Genomic DNA, 17,639 nt, shown 5'->3' with positions numbered 1-17,639 from the left:
CTTCGCGCAACCGAGGTTGTTGTAGATGCGGATCTCGGTGAGCCCGTAGTACTCATACGCCTCGCCGATCACCTCGACGAGGTCGCCGACCGCCCAGCTCGTCGGCGCGCCGCCGGTGTAGAGGAAGACCCCCGAGAATGGCGAGCCGATCGCCCCCTGTTCCTGCACGTAAAAGCCGTCGAACATGAGGCCGGTGACGACCACCCGGTTCGTGAGCTTGACGCGGTCGAACGGGAGGATGTCGATCCCGAGCTGGACATCTTGGATCGTCCCTTCCTTCGTCCACGTCACCCCGTCGCAGTCCAAGATGCCCGCGTACGAGGCGCCGGCCGAGAGGATCACGGCCAGCCCGGCAAGGATCGCTGTGACTCTGGTCATCGGTTCTTTCCCTCCATCGACTACCCGGGTCGAGACGGCAGGTCTCTCCGCGCGATGATCCGGCCGCCACCCCGTGCGTTCGAAGGGGAACGCCGGGAGGCCGACCACCGCCAACAATAGAACTCGAAGCTATTCTAGCAGAAACCGAGCCGCGAGTCAATCGGAGCTTCAGATGTAACGTACGGTCGGCTGAACGGTTACGGGATCCCGAACCACTCGAGGAACGCCGCGAAGGCCTCGTCGTTGTTCCCCGGGTCGCCGAAGTACATCGAGAAGGGGAACGTGCAGAGGATCACGCGGCCGCCCGGGCTCGGGAGGTTGTAGCGGATCGCGGGGGTGAACTCGCCCGGCTGGTTCTTGAACGTTCCCATCGGGACGAGGTAGAGCCGTTCGGCGGCGAACGAGGGGGCGGTGTCGACCGGGGAGTCGATCCCCGGGTACTGGATCGGGCACCGGAGATAGAGATCCGGAAGACCGGTCCCCGGGACCGCGAGGAAGGGGACCTCGCATGGGCGCGGGACCGGCGGGACGGCCGGGAGGAACTCGAAGTTCGTCCCCCCGGTCGTCGGGTTGACGTAGAGCTCCTCGAAGCCCATGTACCGCGCGGGGAACCCGGGCGCAAGGCCGCCGTAGGTTCCGACCGCGTTCAACGACTCCATGAAGAGGTTCCCGCCTCTCATGAGGAACGCCCCGAGCCCGGAGTCGGCGAGCGCCATCTGCGTGAATAGCGCCTGGTCGGCGAGCACCGACCGCTGCCTCGTCCCCGTGTACCAGACCACGTGGTCGAACGCGGTAAGAAACCCCGCGAAGCGGAGGTTCGAGTCGAAGGGCCTCGCCGTGAGATCGAGGAGCGTGTAGCCATCCTCTCCGACCCGCGCGGTGAGAAGCCCGCGGTAGAACGCGTCCGGGTTCACGATCGGCGTCGGCCCCGGATCGAAGTCGTCGACAAGAAGAATCGAACCTTGAATCTTATGGAAGTAAATCTCGAAGCTGTCCGCGCCGCTCGCGCCGTGCGCCTCATCCACCGCCTGGATGAAGACGGTCGTCGCGCCGAAGGTGTCGATGTCCGCCGGTAGGAGAAGAACCGTGTCCGCGTCCCCGGCCACTTCCTTCGGCGTCCCCTCTCTCCCTTTCACCCAAATCAGGTGCCTCGCGATCGTCGAGTCCCCCTCGGGATCGGTCGACTCCCATCCGAACGGGAGAACCGGCCATGCGGAGTCGGGAAGAACCTCGCGGAAGCGGATCGTGACGGTCGGGCGGTTGTTGTAGAAAGGGTATTCCTGCGCGGCGGGCGTCGGATCGACGAGCCCCTGATCGTCGACGGCGCGCACCTCCAAGAGATAGCTCGAGAGAGAGTCGGGCACCGGGAGAAGAAAGGTCTTCTTCGTGAAGGCGGTGTACGTCCAATCCGTCTCCAGTTCGTACGTCTCGCTTTCGGGCGGACCGGTCCACTTGTACTGGAAGCCCGCGACCTCGCCGTCCGTGTCGCTCCCCCACCACTTGAGATGGACCTTGTAGAGCGTCGTGGCGAGCGAATCCCCGGTGATCGCGAGGCCGGTTTCGGGCGGGAGGTTCCCGCGCGGCTCGAAGAGGTTGTCCGAGCAGCCCGCCGCAAAAAGCGCGGCGCACGCGGCCGCGACAAACACGATCGTCGTCTTCATCGGATCACCAAGAACTTTCCGACCTCGATGTCGCCGTTCTCACGGTTCTCCACCGAGAACACATAGAGACCCGACGCGATCGACTGGTCCTCGCGCGTGAGAAGATCCCACGCCGCGATCCCGCCCGAGAGAACCGGCGGCGGAAAGACCGGATCGTAGAGCACCGCGTTGTCGATCGCGCGGTAGGTCCTCGAGTCAAACTCGATCGTGTCGACGAGATCCCCCGAGAGCGTGTAGATGCGGATCGTGCAGCGGCGCGGGAGGTTCGCGAAGTAGATCAGGCGCTCTCTCGGGAAGGCGCCGTCCCACGTCGATTCCCCTCGGTACGGGTTCGGAAAGACGATCACGCCGGGGCTCTTCTTCTCGGGCACACGTCCCTTTGGGCCGGGAACGAGGACGGTCCGGTTCTGCGACACGCCGCTCTCCAGCGAGGGGACGCCCGACGCCTTGTCCCCCCGGTCGAACGAGGTGACCGCCGTGTAATAGGGGAAGCCGTCCTTCAGGTTCGGGATCGTGAGCGAGTAGTTGTATCCCCATCCGTCGATCAGCGTGTCCATGCGGACCGCCTCGAATCCCGTGTTGAAACCGATCGTGTCGACGAGGTCGTACTCGCCGATCAGCGTGAACTCGACATTGTCGCGCGAGAGGTAGACGCGATACCCCTGGAAGTCGGCCGAATCGGGGAGAACCGGATCCGGGATCGTCTCCGGAGACGCGTCCCAGAAGAGCCGCACCGAGCCCGGACCCGGATCGACCGCGAGAACCGGCGAGGGGGGCGGCTCCGGGATCTTGTAGTTCGAATCGTAGGTTCTCTGCGCCCAATCGGAGCGGAACTCGAAGTCCTGTCGGTCCCTCCCGCCGACGAGCGCGAAGACGACGTTCAGCGTGTCCCCCGGATCGAGGAAACGGTAGGGACCCACGGAAAGGATCTCGACCGGATCGATCGGCGGCGGCTCTCCCTCCGCCCCCGTGAGATCGCTCGCGGTCCCGTCGATGACGCCGCTCGTCATGCGCGCGTAGCGGATGCGATCGGTCTCGCGCGTCTCCTCGTCTCCGGTCCATCGCCACCAATCGAAGGTGATCGTCTTCCCGGCGATCGAGTCGGGGCCGGATCCGAGGAGCGCGTACCCGCCCCATCCGGGAAGGACCGTCTGATCGAACAAATAGAAGTGGCAGCCGACGAGGCGGCGGTTTGGGTCGTACTCGACGTGCTTCGTGTCGAAGCAACGTCCCGGAAAGCCCCCCGCTCCCTCGCCCGGCCCGGCGAACTTCTTGTTGCAGGAGAGGAGCTCGGCGTAGAGGCCGACATAGACATCCTGGAGCCGGTTCCTCCCGATGTTCGTGATCGTAGAGGAGAGGATGAGGAACTGATCCACCGGATCGAAGCTCCATCCGTAGGTTCGATACTCGACCTTGAGGTTGAGCGGGCGGTGCCTTTGAAGGATCGTCGAATCGGTGTCGAAGAAGAAGCAGAGGAGATCCTGCTCCGAGACGGCTTTCGCGTCGTACACCGGGCTGTTCCGGAGAGAGGATCTCTCGACGATCAGCGATCCTTCGCGATACTCCGATCGAAGCGTCGGTCCGTAGTACCCGGATACCGTCGTGGTGGAGACGAGCGAATCCCCGTCCACGTTCACCGCGCCCACCCAGATCCCCCCGCGGATCATCCGCTCGTGCGCGGAGCCGAGCGGGAACTCGAACGACGGGTCCATCGTGGCCGGCTCCCCGCCCGCGCCCGGGAGGTTCGTGCCGAGAAACCCGTTGTTGTTGAGCATGAGGCCGATCTTGTTCACGTTCGTGAAGCGAGCGGCCGGAACGGAGTACTGCGCCCCCGCAAAAGGCGCGAGCGCGGCCGCGAGGAGTGCGGCGAGGGCGAATCGGAGCGCGGATTTCAATTCGGCGCGCATCACTTCTCCGCTTTCGGAAGCTCGAAGAGAACGACCTTCGGCCCCGCGTGATCGAACACATAGACGAGCGAGTCGGTAGCGGCGAGCGCCCCCGGCGCGGAGAGGAGGTCGGCCGCGTTCCGATCGACCCGCTCTCGGTACCGGAGCGCGCTCGTGTACTTGAGAACCCTCCCGTTCCCTCCGTCGCTGAGGTAGAGAGAACCGAGCGGATCGACCGCGAGCCCGGAAGGATCGAGAACGAAAGGGACGGCCTCCGCGGGCTCGGTGATCTCCGATCCGTCGAGCCACTCGATCCCCTGCGACTCCCCGCGCGCGGCGTTCACCTTGACGCGGCCCATCGATCCGTCGACGAAGAAGAGATAGGACGGCGAGAGAGCCGCGTCCCGGATCTCCCGTCCGTACCCGAGCCCGGTACCGTCGCCGGCGGCCGTTCCGAGGAACGCGCCGCGGGCATCGTAGGCGCGGATACTCCATGCTTGAAGCGTATCGGCATAGGAGGTGTCCGCGCCGATCGGCGTGAGCGACTCGATCCGCCCCGACTCGGTATAGGTCGTGTCGTACAGACGGAGGACCTTCTGGCGATAGCGGAGGCTGAAGGCGGTCACGTACACGCGATCCTCCGGGTCGGCGGCGATCGCCGTGGGGGTCGCTGCTCGGATCGTGCGGGTCGATTTCGCCGAGTCCCTTCCCGGGAAGCGGTAGAAGGAGTCGATCGGCGTCCAGGAGGTATCGCTCCACGATCCCACGTACGTCTCCGAGAAGAGATCGTAAATCCGGACGACGGGACGGAAGACGGGGCGCGTTTCGGTCGAGTCGGGCGGGACCGGCATCGCCTCTTCGTGAAGGTCGAGAATGACGAGGTGATCCTCGGCCCCTTCGTCGAGATAAAGAGGACGCTCGAGATCCTTGAGCGTGCCGATCGCTCGCGCGACGAGCTTCCCCCCCTCGTTCGCTCCCTTGCGCCGATAGCGCGTGACCGTCGCGCTGTCCTCCGCGAAGAAGAGCCACTGGTTCTCCGTGACGAGGATGTCGGTCACGTTTCCGACGTTCTCCCACGATCCGTACACGAAGTAGCCGGAGAAGGGAATCTCACCTCGGTCCTCTTCCACGGGGAGAGGCATCTTGCGCCCGCAGCCGGCGGCGAACAAGAGAAGAGCGAAGAGGATGATCTTCCTCGTCATCGTCAGAATCCCAACCCCAGCGAGATGCGGTCCACCCTTCCCAAGAACTCGGAGTGGGTGAACGCGTAGTCCACGCGCTCCGTGAAGCCTCCGGCTTCGAGAACGAGCCCCATCCCTCCGCTCCAGTTCAGGTCGTCTGCGTTCAGGATGTAGCCGGTCCGGAGCGCGAGGGTCCTCTGATAGACGATTTCGGTCGCCAGCTTGTACGTCTCGGTGTTGTCGGGCGGGCGGCTCATCTCGATGATCCCGATCTGGCGGAGATCGGATCCTTCCCACAGGAGTCCGGAAACCGCCGCGCGGAAGCTGGTCGGGGCGGCGAAGCTCTCGAAGTCGCGCTCCTCTCCGTACGCGTCCCCGCCGTACTCGACGTAGGTCCCGGACGGCCTCCAGTTCGGGCCGAAGTTGAGAAGCGCGACGGAGAAGACCGCCTCCCGGGCGCCGAGGCGGTAGAACGTGCCGAAGTCGGCGCACCATGTGTTCACGACCGGGCCCCCGATCGCGGCCCCGTAGCTCTCGCGAACATACTTGAGACCCATACCGATCGAGAGCTTGTCGGTGAACATGCGCGCCGCTCCGATCCCGATGAAGAGATCCGAGTAGGTGAACTCGCGCCCCGTTCCGTAGGGCTGGTACTCGGTCGTCTCCATCATCTCGGTCCGAAGGGTCCCCATGTGGATCCCCGCGCCGATGCCGCCGAAGTAGGGGAGCGGCTGCGCGTAGGCGAAGTAGTCGTAGCCGATGTCGGCGATCCATTCGGTGTGCGAGACGTGAGCCTCCCGGCGCGCGAGGTTCGTGATCCCCGCCGGGTTCCAGAAGAGGGCGGTCGGATCGTCCGCGACCGCGGTGAACGCCTCGCCGAGACCGACCGCCTTCGCGCCCACGCCGATCTTGAGAAACGACCCGGCGTTCGTCGCGACGCGGACGGCACCGAGATCGCCTTCCGCGAAAGCGGCTCCGGCGAGGAGGAGAAGAGCGGCCGCGGCGGCTACGGTTCGTCTTGCATTCATCCTAAAACTCGGTCGACAGGCCCACCCGGAACGAGCGGGGCGTGCTCCAGAGCGACGGATCGCCATACCTCGCGATCGTGTACACGTCGGTTTCATTGTCGAGCGAACCAACGCCGGGGAGGTACGCGTCGCCGGTCCGCGGGTCGATCCGCTTCGGATACCGATGGTTGAAGAGATTCCTCCCCTCGATGAGATAGTTCCACTTCGACCCGCCGAGGCGGAAGCCTTTCGAAAAGCGAAGATCGAACGTTGTGTTGAAGGGGGCGTTCGCCGAGTAGCGCGTTCCGGTCTCCGCGCCCGTCGAGGACGTCGGCGTGTACGCGCGCCCCGACTGCACCCAGAAGTAGACGTTCAGCGACCAGTCGCGCGGAAGCGTCCACCCGCGGATCGCCGGCGGGTCCTGATTCTCCCCCACCGACATCGTGAGATCGGCGGTCAGCTTGTGCGGCCGGTTCCAATAGAGATACTCCTCGTCTCTTCCGATCTGCGTGAAGGTGCCGACCTCGCGCTGCAAGAGGTTGAACTGGTTCGGGTCGGAGGCCTTCCCAGTCGCGACCGTGTACGAGTAGGCGAGGCGGCCCCACAGGTACTTGCTCCGGTTCTTGCGGAGGTTGATATCGATGCCGCGCGCGCGGGCGAAATCCTCGTTGATGTACACGAAGTACTCCGGGCGGCCCCGGCGGTCGAAACGGAGCGACTTCGGGTAGTCGTAGATATCGTTGTAGAAGACCGAGAAGTCGACGGCGAGATCGGAAGCGATTTGGTGCCTCGCGCCGAGCTCGTACTTCACCTCGCGCTTCGGGTTCAGGTTCAGGTTTCCGACGAGAGGGAAGTCCTCGCTCGAAACCGAGGAGATCTTCGAATACACGTTGTAGTAGTTCGGCCGCTGCGAGAAGTGCCCGTAGTTCAAGAAGAGATGGGAGCGGTCCGTGATCGGATGCGAGACCTGGAAGCGGGGCTCGAGGTTCGCCTTCACCCGGTTCCTTCCGAAGAAGGCGTGGGAGTCCCGCTCGTAATCCCGGAGGAGCGCCTCGTTGTACGAATCGCGCGAGGTATCGCGGAGTGCGTCCTCGGCCTCCTTCCCCGGGAACCAGTAGTCGCAGCGGAGGCCGACGTGCCCAATGAACCCTTCGTACTTGAACCGATCCTGGATGTAGATCGCTCCCGTCGTCGGGCGGACGTTCCAGAGATCGTGGTTCCGCCCGAGGCCGTCCGGGTCGGCCACCCACGGTTCCGCGATCGTGACGAACTGGAGGTCCTCGCGGGAGAGCTCGAAGCCGGTCTTGAAGACGTGCGCTTCCCCCCTCGTGTGCTCGACGTCGAAGTAGCCGACGTACTGCTCCGTGTATCGGCTGTGCCAGACGGTGTTATCTCCCGTGTCGACGAAGAAGGGGGTGTCCTCTTCTCGGGGAAGATCGAAGTCGTTCGGTTCTTCGTACGTGAACCACGGGCGGCCGTAGACATTCTGGAAGAACGCGTTGAAGTTCCGGGAGAGGCGGACCGTCGTCCGGGTCTTCCGGTTCCAGAGGTACCGCCAGTCGAGCGTGATCGTGTTGTTGTCGTCGGTCACGGTGTAGTCGTGGTCCTTGCGGCGGCTCCATTCCCAGTTGTACGAGGAGGCGACGTCGGTCGGATCGACCCCCCGCGCGAGCGTCGTTCGGTCGAACCCGTGATCGATCTCGAGCTTCTTCTGGAACGAAAGAAAGAGCTTGTGCTTCCCGTTCGGCTGCCACGAGATCTTGTAGAGCCCGCTCCAGCGGTTCTCCGCGCGCGGGGTCCAAAAGCTCTTTCCGTAGTCGATGTCCATGCCGAGGAAACGGTCGACGTAATCGGATCGGAGGGTGTTCCGGCTTCCGTCCGCCGCGCGCACGGGGAGATAGGTATCGTCGAACGAACCGGCGACGTCGGCGAAGTAAGTGATCTTCCCGGGAAGCTCCGCCCCGAGCGGTCGGAGCACGAGCTTCTGGATCGGCTCTTCCCCCTCGACCTGCACCTCGAAGTTGTCGAGCCTCGTGTCCCGGTAGATGTCGCCGAAGAGGGGGAGGTGATCGCTCTGATACTCCACGTATCCCTGGAACTCGGTGCTCCCCTCCTTCGTCTCGATGTCGATGACGCCGGAAAGAGCCTGGCCGAACTCGGCCTCGTAGCCGCCGGTCATGATCTCGACGCTCTTCACGGCGCGCGCGCTGATGTTCCCCGCCGAGCTTTGCCCGGTGATCAGGTCGCGGATGATCACCCCGTCGATTCGATAGACCGTGTCCTCCGCGCGCCCGCCGCGGACGAAGAGCCCTCCGTCCTCCTGCACGACGCCCGCTTGCTTGCCGATCACGTCGCTCACCACCGAGACCGCCATCCCCTGGATCTCCTCGGCGGTGACGTACTGCGACGACTTGGCGACCTCGACGTCCACGATCTCGCGAAGGCCGCTCACCTCGATCGGCTCCATCTCGCGCACCTCGATCGGCGAGAGGCCGGCGTCGACCTTGATCGCATACGTTCCCACGACGCGCACCTGATCGATCAGCTCGCTCGAGTAGCCCATCCGGTTCACGCGGAGCTGGTAGATACCCTCCGGAATCTGGACGAAGCGGAAGGTCCCGTCCGTCCCCGAGATGACCCCCTTCCCCGTGCCGACGAGGATCACGTCGGCGAAGGGGACCGGGTCTCTCGTCTCCTTGTCGTACACGCGCCCTTGAATGGAGCCGACCGGGCCGGACGGTTTGGCGGGCCTCTGCTGCGCGGAAGCGCCTCCGAAGGCGATCAGCATTGCGAGAAGGAGAAGCGGAAGCGCGCGGAGAAGAGGGCCGCCGCGCGGTCCGACGATCGATCCGTTTGCAGAGCGAATCGGCGTCATGCCGTTCTCCGGCTCCTCGGTCGTCGGAAGTGAACCGTCGCCCCGCCCTCCGTCTTCCGAGGCTTCCGGCCGCGCCGCGCGCGAGGCGTTGACTCGGACCGCGAGCGGGGGTTAGAGTCGGCGCAACTATAAACAGCGCCGGGCGAGCCGACAAGGGAATCTTTCGCCCGGCCCGGTCTGCGCGCCGCGGGGAGAGCCCGATGGAAATCGACAAGCGCGTCGTCGAAGCGGTCTCCTTTCTCGACCTTCGCCTTCCGGAGAAGCCGGAGATCGCGATCGTGCTCGGGTCCGGCCTCGCGCCCCTCGCCGATCGTTCGGAGCGTCTCTTCTCGCTCGAGTACTGGCAGATCCCGCACTTCCCGAAGTCGACCGTCCCGGGGCATCCGGGGCACCTCATCGTGGCGCGGATCGGGGAGACGCCGGTTCTTTTTCTCCAGGGGCGCGTCCACTACTACGAAGGGATCCCGCTCGCGGAGGCCACCCTCCCGCTCCGCGTCGTGCGCCGCCTCGGCGTCCGCTTCCTCATCCTCACCAACGCGAGCGGCGGGATCAACCCGGCGTTCGAGCCGGGGGAGATCGTCGCGGTGCGCGATCACATCAACCTGATGGGGACGAACCCGCTGATCGGGTACGTTCCCTCGAGCGGCGAGCCTCGCTTCGTCGATCTTTCCGAGGCCTACTCGAAGAGGCTTCGCGCGATCGCGCGCGAGGAGGCGGAAGGGATGGGGCGCGTTCTCAAGGAAGGGATCTACGCGGCGGTCTCCGGCCCGAGCTACGAAACCCCCGCGGAGATCCGCTTTCTCGGGGAGGCCGGAGCGGACCTCATCGGGATGTCGACGGTTCCGGACGTCATCGTGGCTAGGCAGGTCGGCTTCGAGATCCTCGTCCTTTCGTGCGTCTCGAACCGAGCGGCCGGAACCACCGACGCCCCCCTCACTCATCAAGAGGTGATCGAGACGGCGGCGCGCGTGGCGGAGCCCTTCTCGACCCTCATCGCCCGCATCGCGCGGCGCATCGCCGCCGAGCCGGCCTGAACCTGTTACCAGGTACGGTCATCGGCTGCGCAGCTTCCAGAGAGCGCTCAGCGTGTTCTCGAGCGCGGGTCCGAGCGCCTCGGGCCGGTCGGTCACCTCCGGCTCGTTCGGGAGGACCGCGTAGGGGACCGGGATGTCGCGGATCGTGAAAAACCCCTCCCGATCGGGGGCGAGCTCGTACCAGTCGTTCGTGCGGTAGTAGTAGTCCATCTTGTCGTCGGGTAGGGAGTGGTGCAGGATCGACCCCTCGAGCCCGGGCCGCGCGCGGCGGCGGTTCTTCCGGCACGACTCCTCGTAGCTCACCTCGATGTACACGACGCCGAGCCGCCTGAGGACCCCGTCGCTGAGCTGTTCGAACGCGTTCCGGAAAGCCCTCTCCCCTCCCCGGGCGAACTCGAGAATCCCCGTCGTTCTCTGGAAGAAGCCGGGATCGAGGCGCTCGATCTCGAGGACGCGCGCGTCGATCTTCCGGATGAAGAAGTCCCAGATTCGTTCGTCTTTGAAGTAATACTTCGCGTCCGTAAACATCCGCTCCATCCCGAGGCGCGAGAGGATGTCGTCGTCTTGGAAGCGCTCCCAGATGAACGGGAAGTCGTCGATCTCGACGAAGTCGCCGATGTGGAAGCGTCGGATCCGCTCCTCTCGGTCGGTCTTCTTGAGATAGTCGATCACCTCGGACTTGCCCGCGGCCGGCCTTCCGACCAGCGCGATCCGTTCGAAAGCCCCCTCTCTCATGCTCTTCCTCCCGCCCGGCTCGCCGCGTGCGGCTTTACTTGAAGCTGTCTCCAATCTTGAAGGATGACGACGTCGTCCATCGGGAACCGCTCGCCGAGGATCGAGTCGATCTCGAGAAGGGCCTCGCGCACCGCCCGCACTTTGGCCGCGTAAGGGAGGAACGCGGCGCGGAAGCCGTTCAGGAGCACATGTCGGAACTCGTAATGGTTCAGGCGGAACGCCCGCGCGGCCAGAACGAGCTCCTTCGTGACCGTCGTGTTGGAAACGAGACGGCTGTCGGTGTTGATCGTCACCCGGAGCCCCTTGTCGAGGTAGAACCGGAACGGATGGTCCCGCATCCGCCGGACGACCCGCGTTTGGAGGTTCGACGTGAGGCACACCTCGAGAGGAATCCGATGGTCGATGACATAGTTCATCAGCCCCTCGTCCTCGAGAAGTCGGGTTCCGTGGCCGATCCGGTGGGCGCCGCAGTAGTGGACCGCCTGATGAATGCTTCGCACATCAAACGCTTCGCCCGCGTGCACGGTGACGTTCTGGTTCTCGTTGAGCACCCGATAGAAGGCCTCGCGGTGCTTCTTGGCCGGGTAGTCCTTCTCCTGTCCGGCGAGATCGAAGGCGACCACGCCGTCCGGCCGATACGCCACGGCGAGCTCCGCGAGCTCGAGAGAACGGTCGGGCGTCATCGAGCGGATCCCGCAGAGGATCACGCCGGTGCGAATCGGGTATCTCTGTTCGGCCGCCTTCAGCCCTTGGAGGACCGCGTCGATCGAATCGGACATGCGGAGCCCGCCTTGCACGTGGAGGAGCGGCGAGTAGCGGACCTCGATGTAGCGGACGTTCTCGGCGGCTGCGTCCTCGGCCAGCTCGTAAGCGATCCGCGTGAGCGCCTCCTCCTCCTGCATCACCTTGAGGATGGTTTGGAAGGCTCTCAGATAGTCTCCGAGGCTTCGGCACTCCTCTCCGACCTGAACCTTCTTCCGGAGCGAGCGGAGATCGCGCGCGCCGAGTCGGACCCCTTGCGCGCGGGCGAGGTCCCACAACGTTCGCAGGCGAAGCGATCCGTCGAGATGGACATGAAGGTCGGTCTTCGGCATCCGCCGGACGTAGGGTTCGGTGAACTCGCGCCATTCCTCGCTCAGGCGATAGCGGCGGCGGGTCTTCTTCGGGCTCATCGTCCGGCGCTCCTTTCCTCCGGCGGCGCGCCGCGGGCGCGGTCGAGCGCGTTCAGCTTCTCCACGCGGCGCGCGTGCCGCCCGCCCGCGAACTCCGTCGCGAGGAAGATTCGCGCGAGCCTCCTCGCCTCTCCGGCCGGAAGGAAGCTCGCTCCAAGACAAAGAACGTTCGCGTCGTTGTGCGAGCGGCTGTTCACGGTCGTCCGCTCGTCGTGGCAGACCGCCGCGCGGACGCCGGGGATCTTGTTCGCGGCGATCGAGGAGCCGATTCCGGCTCCGTCGATGAGGATGCCGCGCGCGCATGCCCCGGAGGCGACGCGCCGCGCGACCTCCGCGGCGAGGTCCGGATAGTCGGCCGGCTCGGTCGAGTGCGTTCCGCAATCAACCACGCGGATGTCGAGCTCCTCTTCGAGATAGCGTTTCAGCCTTTCTTTGAGCGCGAAGCCTCCGTGGTCGGCGCCGATCGCGACCGCCCGGGGAGAGATCGCTTCGCCCGTCTCGCGCAAGGTCTCGCGGACGAGGGCGCGGAGAGCTTCCCGGTTCACGGTTCGCCCGCTCCCGATTCATGAGGCGCGAAGCAATGCCGGCAACGGGCCTCGTACACCTTCTCGTCGCCGATGAGAACGCGCTCTTCAGAGCGGACGAGGCGCTGCGAGCGCGTCGCCGGCGCCCCGCAGACCGCGCAGATCGCGTGAACCTTCGTCACGAAATCGGCGACCGCCATGAGGTGCGGCATCGGCTCGAAGGGTCTCCCCTGGTAGTCGAGGTCGAGGCCGGCCACGATCACGCGCTTGCCGCCGGCGGCGAGCGCCTGCGCGAGGTGCACGAGCGAGGCGTCGAAGAACTGCCCCTCGTCGATGCCGACGACCTCCGTGTCCGCCTCGATCTTCTTTTCGATCTCGTCGGCCGAGGCGACCGTGACCGAGCGAATGCGGCGCGCGTCGTGCGAAACAATCTCGCCGCTCGCGTTCCCCTGCCATCGCGTGTCGATGGCCGGCTTGAACGCTTGAACCTTGAGCTTCGCGATCTGCGCGCGCCGGAGTCGGCGGATCAGCTCCTCGCTCTTCCCGCTGAACATGCAGCCGGCGATCACCTCGATCCATCCGGGCCTGGAGGGAATGGTGTCCATGGGACGCTCCTTGCGCGCGGGACCTCGCGGGGTCCCCGTGGGGGGAAGTCTCCTCTTCGCGGTCATGCTAGCAGAGGGAAATCGCGGGAGGCAACCGGGAAGCGTGGAGTCGGGCCCGCCGATCTTCGGTCTCGACCGGCGGGAGCGGACGCGGTAGCATCGGACGCGCGTCGGACGCGGGCCGCGCCCGGAGGGAAATCGATGGCGAGACCGCTTCTAGTCGGAGTCGCCGGCGGGACGAGCGCCGGGAAGAGCACGTTCGCGCTCCGCGTCGCCGAAACAGTCGGCTTGGAGAACGCCGTCCTCCTCGCCGAGTCCTCGTACTACCACGACCGCTCGCATTTCTCCGAGAACCCCGAGAAGATCAACTTCGACCATCCGGACTCGATCGATTTCGACCTCATGGAGAAGCACCTCCGCATGTTGATCGATGGGGTGGCGATCCCGCGGCTCGTGTATCATCGGGACACATGCGCGCGCGAGGAGACCGGCGAGAAGATCGAGCCGCGCCGCGTGATTCTCGTCGAGGGGATTCTCATCCTCGCGGAGGAGAGGATCCGCGACCTTCTCGACTTCAAGGTCTTCATCGACGCCGACTCGGACCTTCGCTTCATTCGGAGGCTCGGCCGCGATTTCGCGGAGAAGGCGATGGATCTCGATGAAATCTGCCGCGTCTACCTCGAGAAAGTGAAGCCGATGCATCTTCGCTTCGTTCTCCCCTCGAAGCGCTACGCGGACGTCATCGTGCCGATGGGGGGAATGAACCTCGCCGCCCTCGAGATGGTGATCTCGCGCATCCAGGCCGCTCTCGCGGCCGACGCGCGCGCCTGATTCCGCTCAGGAGTTCCCGGCGTGGATCGCCTCGGCGAGGGCGCGCACGCGTTCTTCCCGAACGCGTCCCTCCTTCTCGCACCACGTCCCCGCGAGAACGCCTCGCACGTTCGACCGAAGAGGAGGAGCGTTCTCCGGCGTGACGCCGCTCCCCGCGAAGAGCGGCGCTTCCGGAAGCGCGCGGGCGAGATCGGCGAGGCGGGCCGCCTCCGGCGGAAGTCCGGTCGCCTTGCCGGTGACCACGAGAGCATCCGCGCCCGCTCGTTCCAGGAGATCGCGCGCGGCGAGAACCGGATCGAGAGGGGCGAGCGGCTCGGCGTGCTTCACGAGAAGATCGGCGAGGATCGAGATCGGGACTCCGAGCCGGGAACGTTTTCGAAGAAGCGCGTGCGCGCGCCCCTCGATGATCCCTTGATCCGTCAAGTACGCGTGTGCGAGGACATTCACGCGGATGAAGGCCGCTCCGGATGCGGCCGCCGCCGCGAGGGCCGCCTCCGCGTCGTTTCGGAGAACGTTGACGCCGACAGGAAGCCGCACCGCCTCCCGAACCGCGCGCGCCGCCGCCGTGACCGATGCAACCGTCTCGGGCGGCACTCGGCCCGGGAAGAACGGCGCGTCCCCGAAGTTCTCGACGAGGACGGCGTCCGCCCCGCCTCTCTCCCACGCGCGCGCGTCCTCGATCGCGCGCTCGATCGTGAGGGAAAGGGGTTCGCGGCAGAAGGGCGCGCCCGGGAGCGGCCCGAGATGGACGACCCCGATCAGCGAGGGACGGCGCGCGGGAAGCCAGGAAGCGACGGGCGCCCTCATCGCCCCGAGGGCTCCCCGGGGTGGGGCGGCCCGAACTTCTCGAGAAGGAACTCCTTCATCTCGCCGAGGTCGGTGAAGATGCGCGTGGTCTTGCTTTCGAGGAAGGGGGAACGCCTCGTGCTCGCGTAGTAGAGATAGACATCCTTGTTGTTCGAGAAGCCGTGAAAGACCTCGTCGTTCACCCCCGGCGAGTCGAGGCCGTACGGGTTGTACACGATCACGATGTCGCTCTGGTTGATGAAGGTGAAGTCGCGCCAAACCGTCACCTTCTTGAGAAGGGCGGTGTCCGCTCCTTCCCCTCCCGTCTCCGGATCCATGTCGAGATCTTTGATACTCATCGGGTCGAAGAGGACGAGGAAGCGACTCGCGAAATCCCGGAAGGCGCGCACCTCCTCGAAGAACGCCTCGGGATCGACGCCGGTCTCCTTCTTAAACAGCGCGCTGATCGGATAGGAGAGGTACGCCTTCGGGTGCTCCGGCCGGACGATCAGCTTCCAGAGCGAATCGACCGGCTGCGCCTTGGGGATCATGTAGAAGGGGCGGTTCAGGAAGGCTGACATCGTTTGCGTTACGAACGTCTCGACGTTCTGCCAGTCGACGATCTCCGCACGCGTGAGCCTCCCCTTCCACTGCCGGCTCTTTTCCATCCTCTCCTCGATCTTGCGGAGGTCGTCGACGAGCGTGAGAAAGAGGCTCGGCTTCAAGAGGTTGAGATAGTAAGGGTCGAACCCCGAAAGAAGAATCCCCTCCCAACGGAAGCAGGCGTGGAGGGAAACGAGATCGACGCGGTCGGGGCTGAGGTTCTTCAAGATCTCCTCGAAGACCGCGGCCCTCAGGGTTTTCAGCGTGACGTCCGGCGCGTCGAGGATCTTCTCGTCGCGATAGGGGACGCCGAGGATCTCCGCTTTTCGGAGGAGCATGCTTCCGACGTCGTGGACCTCGACGCGGGCACCCCGCCTTCGTCCTTCCTCGGCGACCTCGCGGAGAAGGGGGACCTTGTCGATCTTGCTGATTCCGGTGCAGATCACGGTCCCGCGAGGGGACTCCGGAAGAGCCGCGTCGGGCTTCGTCATCGTCGTTCCTAGAACCCGGAGGGCCCGCGCACCGCGTCGAAGACAATCGCGAGGCACGTGTCGGCGGTGCAGAAGGTGTGCTCCATCCGGATCAGATGTTCCGTGCGTCTCGTCCCCCGGAAGGCGAGGGTGTCGACCGGCGCGCCTTCGTACATCTCTCCCTCGGAATCGATCGTGAAGCGGATCACATCCCCCCGCGCGGTCCCCTCGCGGATCGCCTTCGGCGCGCTCCTCGCGCCGGCGGCGTCCTCGGTGTACACGGATCCCGCGAGCGAATCGCCGATCTGCTCCAACTCGAAGAGGAACGAAGACCCCTCGAAGCCCTGCGTTCGCCAAAGCCCGGTGTAGAAGCTCTCGCGGTGGAGGATCTCCTCGTCTCCGCAGGCCGCGACGAAGAGAAGGCCCGCGCCAATCAGGAAGAACCCGGTCAGCTTCCGCACGTCATTCCTCCTTCACGATCGCCACCGAGGCGCTTGCGCCGATGCGGCTCGCTCCGGCGCGGATCATCTCCTCGGCGTCGCTCCGCGAGCGGATTCCTCCGGCCGCTTTCACGCCCATCTTCGGTCCGACCGTCTCGCGCATGAGGCGCACATCCTCGACCGTCGCGCCCGACGGCCCGAATCCGGTCGATGTCTTCACAAAGGCGGCCCGCGCGCGGAGGGCCGCCCGGCACGCGCGGACCTTCTCGTCGTTGTCGAGATAGGCGGTCTCCAAGATCACCTTCACCGTGACGCCCGCTCCGGCCGACTCGACGACGCCGCGGATCTCCTTTTCGACGAACGCGTCCTCCCCGGACTTCAGAGCGCCGACGTTGATCACCATGTCGATCTCCTCGGCCCCGTCGAAGCAGGCGCGGCGCGTCTCGAAGGCTTTCGTGAGCGGCGCGTTTGCTCCGAGCGGGAAGCCGACGACCGTGCAAACGAGAACGCCGGTCCCCTCGAGCGCGTCTCGACAGAGCCGCGCCCAGCACGGGTTCACGCAAACCGACGCGAAGCGGAACCGCTTCGCCTCGTCGACGAGCGTTTCGATCTCCGCGCGGGCCGCGTTCGCGCGAAGGATCGTGTGATCGATGAGGGGAGCGAGGTCCTTTGGGACGCTCCCCGCACCCAAGGCGCTCGAGACGCGGTTCGCCCCTTCGCGAACGATCGTCGCGGTCGTCTCCGGGCAGAGCGAAGCGCATTGACCGGGGACCGCGCACGAGGCGCACGAGCGGCCGTCCAGATTCGGCGCGTCCGACGCGCTCCTCCCAAGCCGCGCGAGCACCTTCTCGACGATCCGATCGATCGATCCTTCATCCCTCATCGAACGATCTCGCCCCCTTTCCGCAGCACGCCGACGAAGGGGAGGTTCCGGTAGCGCTGCGCGTAGTCGAGGCCGTATCCGATGACGAACAGGTTCTCGATCGAGAAGCCGACGTAGTCAAGAGGGATCTCCCGCTCCGCGCGTTCCCTCTTGTTGAGAAGCGTGCAGATGCGGATGCTCCTTGGGAACTTGGAGCGAAGGAAGCTGAGCAGGTTGAAGAGGGTGTGGCGCGTGTCGACGATATCCTCGACGACGAGAACATCCTTGTCCTTGATCGAGAGGTCGAGCTCGCGCGTGATCTTCGCCCGTCCGTTCGATTCGGTCGAGTCGCCGTAGGACGAGATCTGAACGAAATCGAGAACAAGCGGAAGATCGATGGCGCGGACGAGATCGACGGCGAAGAAGATCGCTCCCCGAAGGACCGCCACGACGAAGAGGTCCTTCCCCTCGTAGTCCCGAGTGATCATCGCCCCGAGCTCGGCGACCTTCTTCCGGATCTCCTCCTCGGAGATGTAGACCTCGACCTCCTCCTCGCTGATGCGGCCCCGGGCCGGCTCGCTCTGCATCG

Annotated in this window: 17 protein-coding genes; 2 read left to right on the top strand and 15 right to left on the bottom strand. The window is 65.4% G+C overall.

What is annotated here, in order from left to right:
* The 6 genes from FJY73_05820 to FJY73_05795 form a co-directional block, all read right to left on the bottom strand.
* Window positions 1-378 (bottom strand): hypothetical protein (locus FJY73_05820; GenBank protein MBM3320179.1); only part of this gene is annotated, 378 nt, incomplete at its 3' end.
* A gap of 197 nt (window positions 379-575) precedes the next feature.
* Window positions 576-2,039, bottom strand: coding sequence for a hypothetical protein (locus tag FJY73_05815; protein ID MBM3320178.1), 1,464 nt, complete (start codon window positions 2,037-2,039; stop codon window positions 576-578).
* Complete coding sequence (locus FJY73_05810) at window positions 2,036-3,946, bottom strand: hypothetical protein (protein MBM3320177.1); 1,911 nt, start codon at window positions 3,944-3,946, stop codon at window positions 2,036-2,038. The genes FJY73_05815 and FJY73_05810 overlap by 4 nt, the downstream gene beginning before the upstream one ends.
* Window positions 3,946-5,127, bottom strand: a complete 1,182-nt coding sequence (locus FJY73_05805) for a hypothetical protein (GenBank protein MBM3320176.1) — start codon at window positions 5,125-5,127, stop codon at window positions 3,946-3,948. The genes FJY73_05810 and FJY73_05805 overlap by 1 nt, the downstream gene beginning before the upstream one ends.
* Window positions 5,128-5,129: 2 nt before the next feature.
* Window positions 5,130-6,134, bottom strand: a complete 1,005-nt coding sequence (locus FJY73_05800) for a PorV/PorQ family protein (protein MBM3320175.1) — start codon at window positions 6,132-6,134, stop codon at window positions 5,130-5,132.
* 1 nt (window position 6,135) lies between these two features.
* Window positions 6,136-8,988 (bottom strand): TonB-dependent receptor, encoded by a 2,853-nt coding sequence (locus FJY73_05795; GenBank protein ID MBM3320174.1) that lies wholly within the window; start codon window positions 8,986-8,988, stop codon window positions 6,136-6,138.
* Between the two features lie 206 nt (window positions 8,989-9,194).
* Here FJY73_05795 and FJY73_05790 point away from each other — a divergent pair, with 206 nt between their 5' ends.
* The gene (locus FJY73_05790) at window positions 9,195-10,022 is read left to right on the top strand and encodes a purine-nucleoside phosphorylase (GenBank protein MBM3320173.1); all 828 of its coding nucleotides are present in this window, start codon (window positions 9,195-9,197) and stop codon (window positions 10,020-10,022) included.
* Between the two features lie 18 nt (window positions 10,023-10,040).
* On the opposite strand, the gene FJY73_05785 is transcribed toward FJY73_05790, so the two are convergent.
* Genes FJY73_05785 through FJY73_05770 form a run of 4 tightly spaced genes read right to left on the bottom strand, consistent with a single transcriptional unit; the run spans window position 10,041 to window position 13,058 of the window.
* On the bottom strand, window positions 10,041-10,757 hold the full coding sequence (locus FJY73_05785) for a hypothetical protein (GenBank protein ID MBM3320172.1): 717 nt from the start codon (window positions 10,755-10,757) through the stop codon (window positions 10,041-10,043).
* Window positions 10,754-11,929 carry an adenosine deaminase gene (gene add / locus FJY73_05780; GenBank protein MBM3320171.1) on the bottom strand — a complete coding sequence of 392 codons (1,176 nt, stop codon included), beginning with the start codon at window positions 11,927-11,929 and terminating at the stop codon, window positions 10,754-10,756. The genes FJY73_05785 and add overlap by 4 nt, the downstream gene beginning before the upstream one ends.
* Window positions 11,926-12,414, bottom strand: coding sequence for a ribose 5-phosphate isomerase B (gene rpiB, locus FJY73_05775; protein ID MBM3320170.1), 489 nt, complete (start codon window positions 12,412-12,414; stop codon window positions 11,926-11,928). Before rpiB ends, add begins: the two co-directional genes overlap by 4 nt.
* A 56-nt stretch (window positions 12,415-12,470) precedes the next feature.
* Window positions 12,471-13,058, bottom strand: coding sequence for a thymidine kinase (locus FJY73_05770; GenBank protein MBM3320169.1), 588 nt, complete (start codon window positions 13,056-13,058; stop codon window positions 12,471-12,473).
* Window positions 13,059-13,259: 201 nt separating this feature from the next.
* Here FJY73_05770 and udk point away from each other — a divergent pair, with 201 nt between their 5' ends.
* On the top strand, window positions 13,260-13,889 hold the full coding sequence (udk, locus tag FJY73_05765; GenBank protein ID MBM3320168.1) for a uridine kinase: 630 nt from the start codon (window positions 13,260-13,262) through the stop codon (window positions 13,887-13,889).
* A 6-nt stretch (window positions 13,890-13,895) separates the two neighbouring features.
* On the opposite strand, the gene FJY73_05760 is transcribed toward udk, so the two are convergent.
* From FJY73_05760 to hpt, 5 genes are read right to left on the bottom strand one after another with little or no spacing between them, the layout of a single operon-like run.
* Complete coding sequence (locus FJY73_05760; protein ID MBM3320167.1) at window positions 13,896-14,696, bottom strand: BtpA/SgcQ family protein; 801 nt, start codon at window positions 14,694-14,696, stop codon at window positions 13,896-13,898.
* On the bottom strand, window positions 14,693-15,769 hold the full coding sequence (locus FJY73_05755; protein ID MBM3320166.1) for a hypothetical protein: 1,077 nt from the start codon (window positions 15,767-15,769) through the stop codon (window positions 14,693-14,695). Before FJY73_05755 ends, FJY73_05760 begins: the two co-directional genes overlap by 4 nt.
* A gap of 8 nt (window positions 15,770-15,777) precedes the next feature.
* Window positions 15,778-16,209, bottom strand: a complete 432-nt coding sequence (locus tag FJY73_05750) for a hypothetical protein (protein ID MBM3320165.1) — start codon at window positions 16,207-16,209, stop codon at window positions 15,778-15,780.
* Window position 16,210: 1 nt separating this feature from the next.
* Complete coding sequence (deoC, locus tag FJY73_05745; protein MBM3320164.1) at window positions 16,211-17,071, bottom strand: deoxyribose-phosphate aldolase; 861 nt, start codon at window positions 17,069-17,071, stop codon at window positions 16,211-16,213.
* Window positions 17,068-17,637, bottom strand: coding sequence for a hypoxanthine phosphoribosyltransferase (gene hpt / locus FJY73_05740; GenBank protein ID MBM3320163.1), 570 nt, complete (start codon window positions 17,635-17,637; stop codon window positions 17,068-17,070). Before hpt ends, deoC begins: the two co-directional genes overlap by 4 nt.
* Window positions 17,638-17,639: the final 2 nt, after the last annotated feature.

It is taken from the genome of Candidatus Eisenbacteria bacterium (assembly GCA_016867715.1).
Lineage (GTDB): Bacteria > Orphanbacterota > Orphanbacteria > Orphanbacterales > Orphanbacteraceae > VGIW01.
The sequence above is the reverse complement of the archived record's forward strand: the minus strand, read 5'-3'. Positions and strand labels throughout refer to the sequence as shown.

Bases quoted from the DNA above. Each gene is read 5' to 3' on its own strand.
- FJY73_05810 (MBM3320177.1), bottom strand. From the start codon at position 3,946: ATGCGCGCCGAATTGAAATCCGCGCTCCGATTCGCCCTCGCCGCACTC.
- hpt (MBM3320163.1), bottom strand. From the start codon at position 17,637: ATGCAGAGCGAGCCGGCCCGGGGCCGCATCAGCGAGGAGGAGGTCGAG.
- FJY73_05800 (MBM3320175.1), bottom strand. From the start codon at position 6,134: ATGAATGCAAGACGAACCGTAGCCGCCGCGGCCGCTCTTCTCCTCCTC.
- udk (MBM3320168.1), top strand. From the start codon at position 13,260: ATGGCGAGACCGCTTCTAGTCGGAGTCGCCGGCGGGACGAGCGCCGGG.
- FJY73_05760 (MBM3320167.1), bottom strand. From the start codon at position 14,696: ATGAGGGCGCCCGTCGCTTCCTGGCTTCCCGCGCGCCGTCCCTCGCTG.
- FJY73_05805 (MBM3320176.1), bottom strand. From the start codon at position 5,127: ATGACGAGGAAGATCATCCTCTTCGCTCTTCTCTTGTTCGCCGCCGGC.
- FJY73_05785 (MBM3320172.1), bottom strand. From the start codon at position 10,757: ATGAGAGAGGGGGCTTTCGAACGGATCGCGCTGGTCGGAAGGCCGGCC.
- add (MBM3320171.1), bottom strand. From the start codon at position 11,929: ATGAGCCCGAAGAAGACCCGCCGCCGCTATCGCCTGAGCGAGGAATGG.
- FJY73_05815 (MBM3320178.1), bottom strand. From the start codon at position 2,039: ATGAAGACGACGATCGTGTTTGTCGCGGCCGCGTGCGCCGCGCTTTTT.
- deoC (MBM3320164.1), bottom strand. From the start codon at position 17,071: ATGAGGGATGAAGGATCGATCGATCGGATCGTCGAGAAGGTGCTCGCG.
- FJY73_05755 (MBM3320166.1), bottom strand. From the start codon at position 15,769: ATGACGAAGCCCGACGCGGCTCTTCCGGAGTCCCCTCGCGGGACCGTG.
- FJY73_05795 (MBM3320174.1), bottom strand. From the start codon at position 8,988: ATGACGCCGATTCGCTCTGCAAACGGATCGATCGTCGGACCGCGCGGC.
- FJY73_05770 (MBM3320169.1), bottom strand. From the start codon at position 13,058: ATGGACACCATTCCCTCCAGGCCCGGATGGATCGAGGTGATCGCCGGC.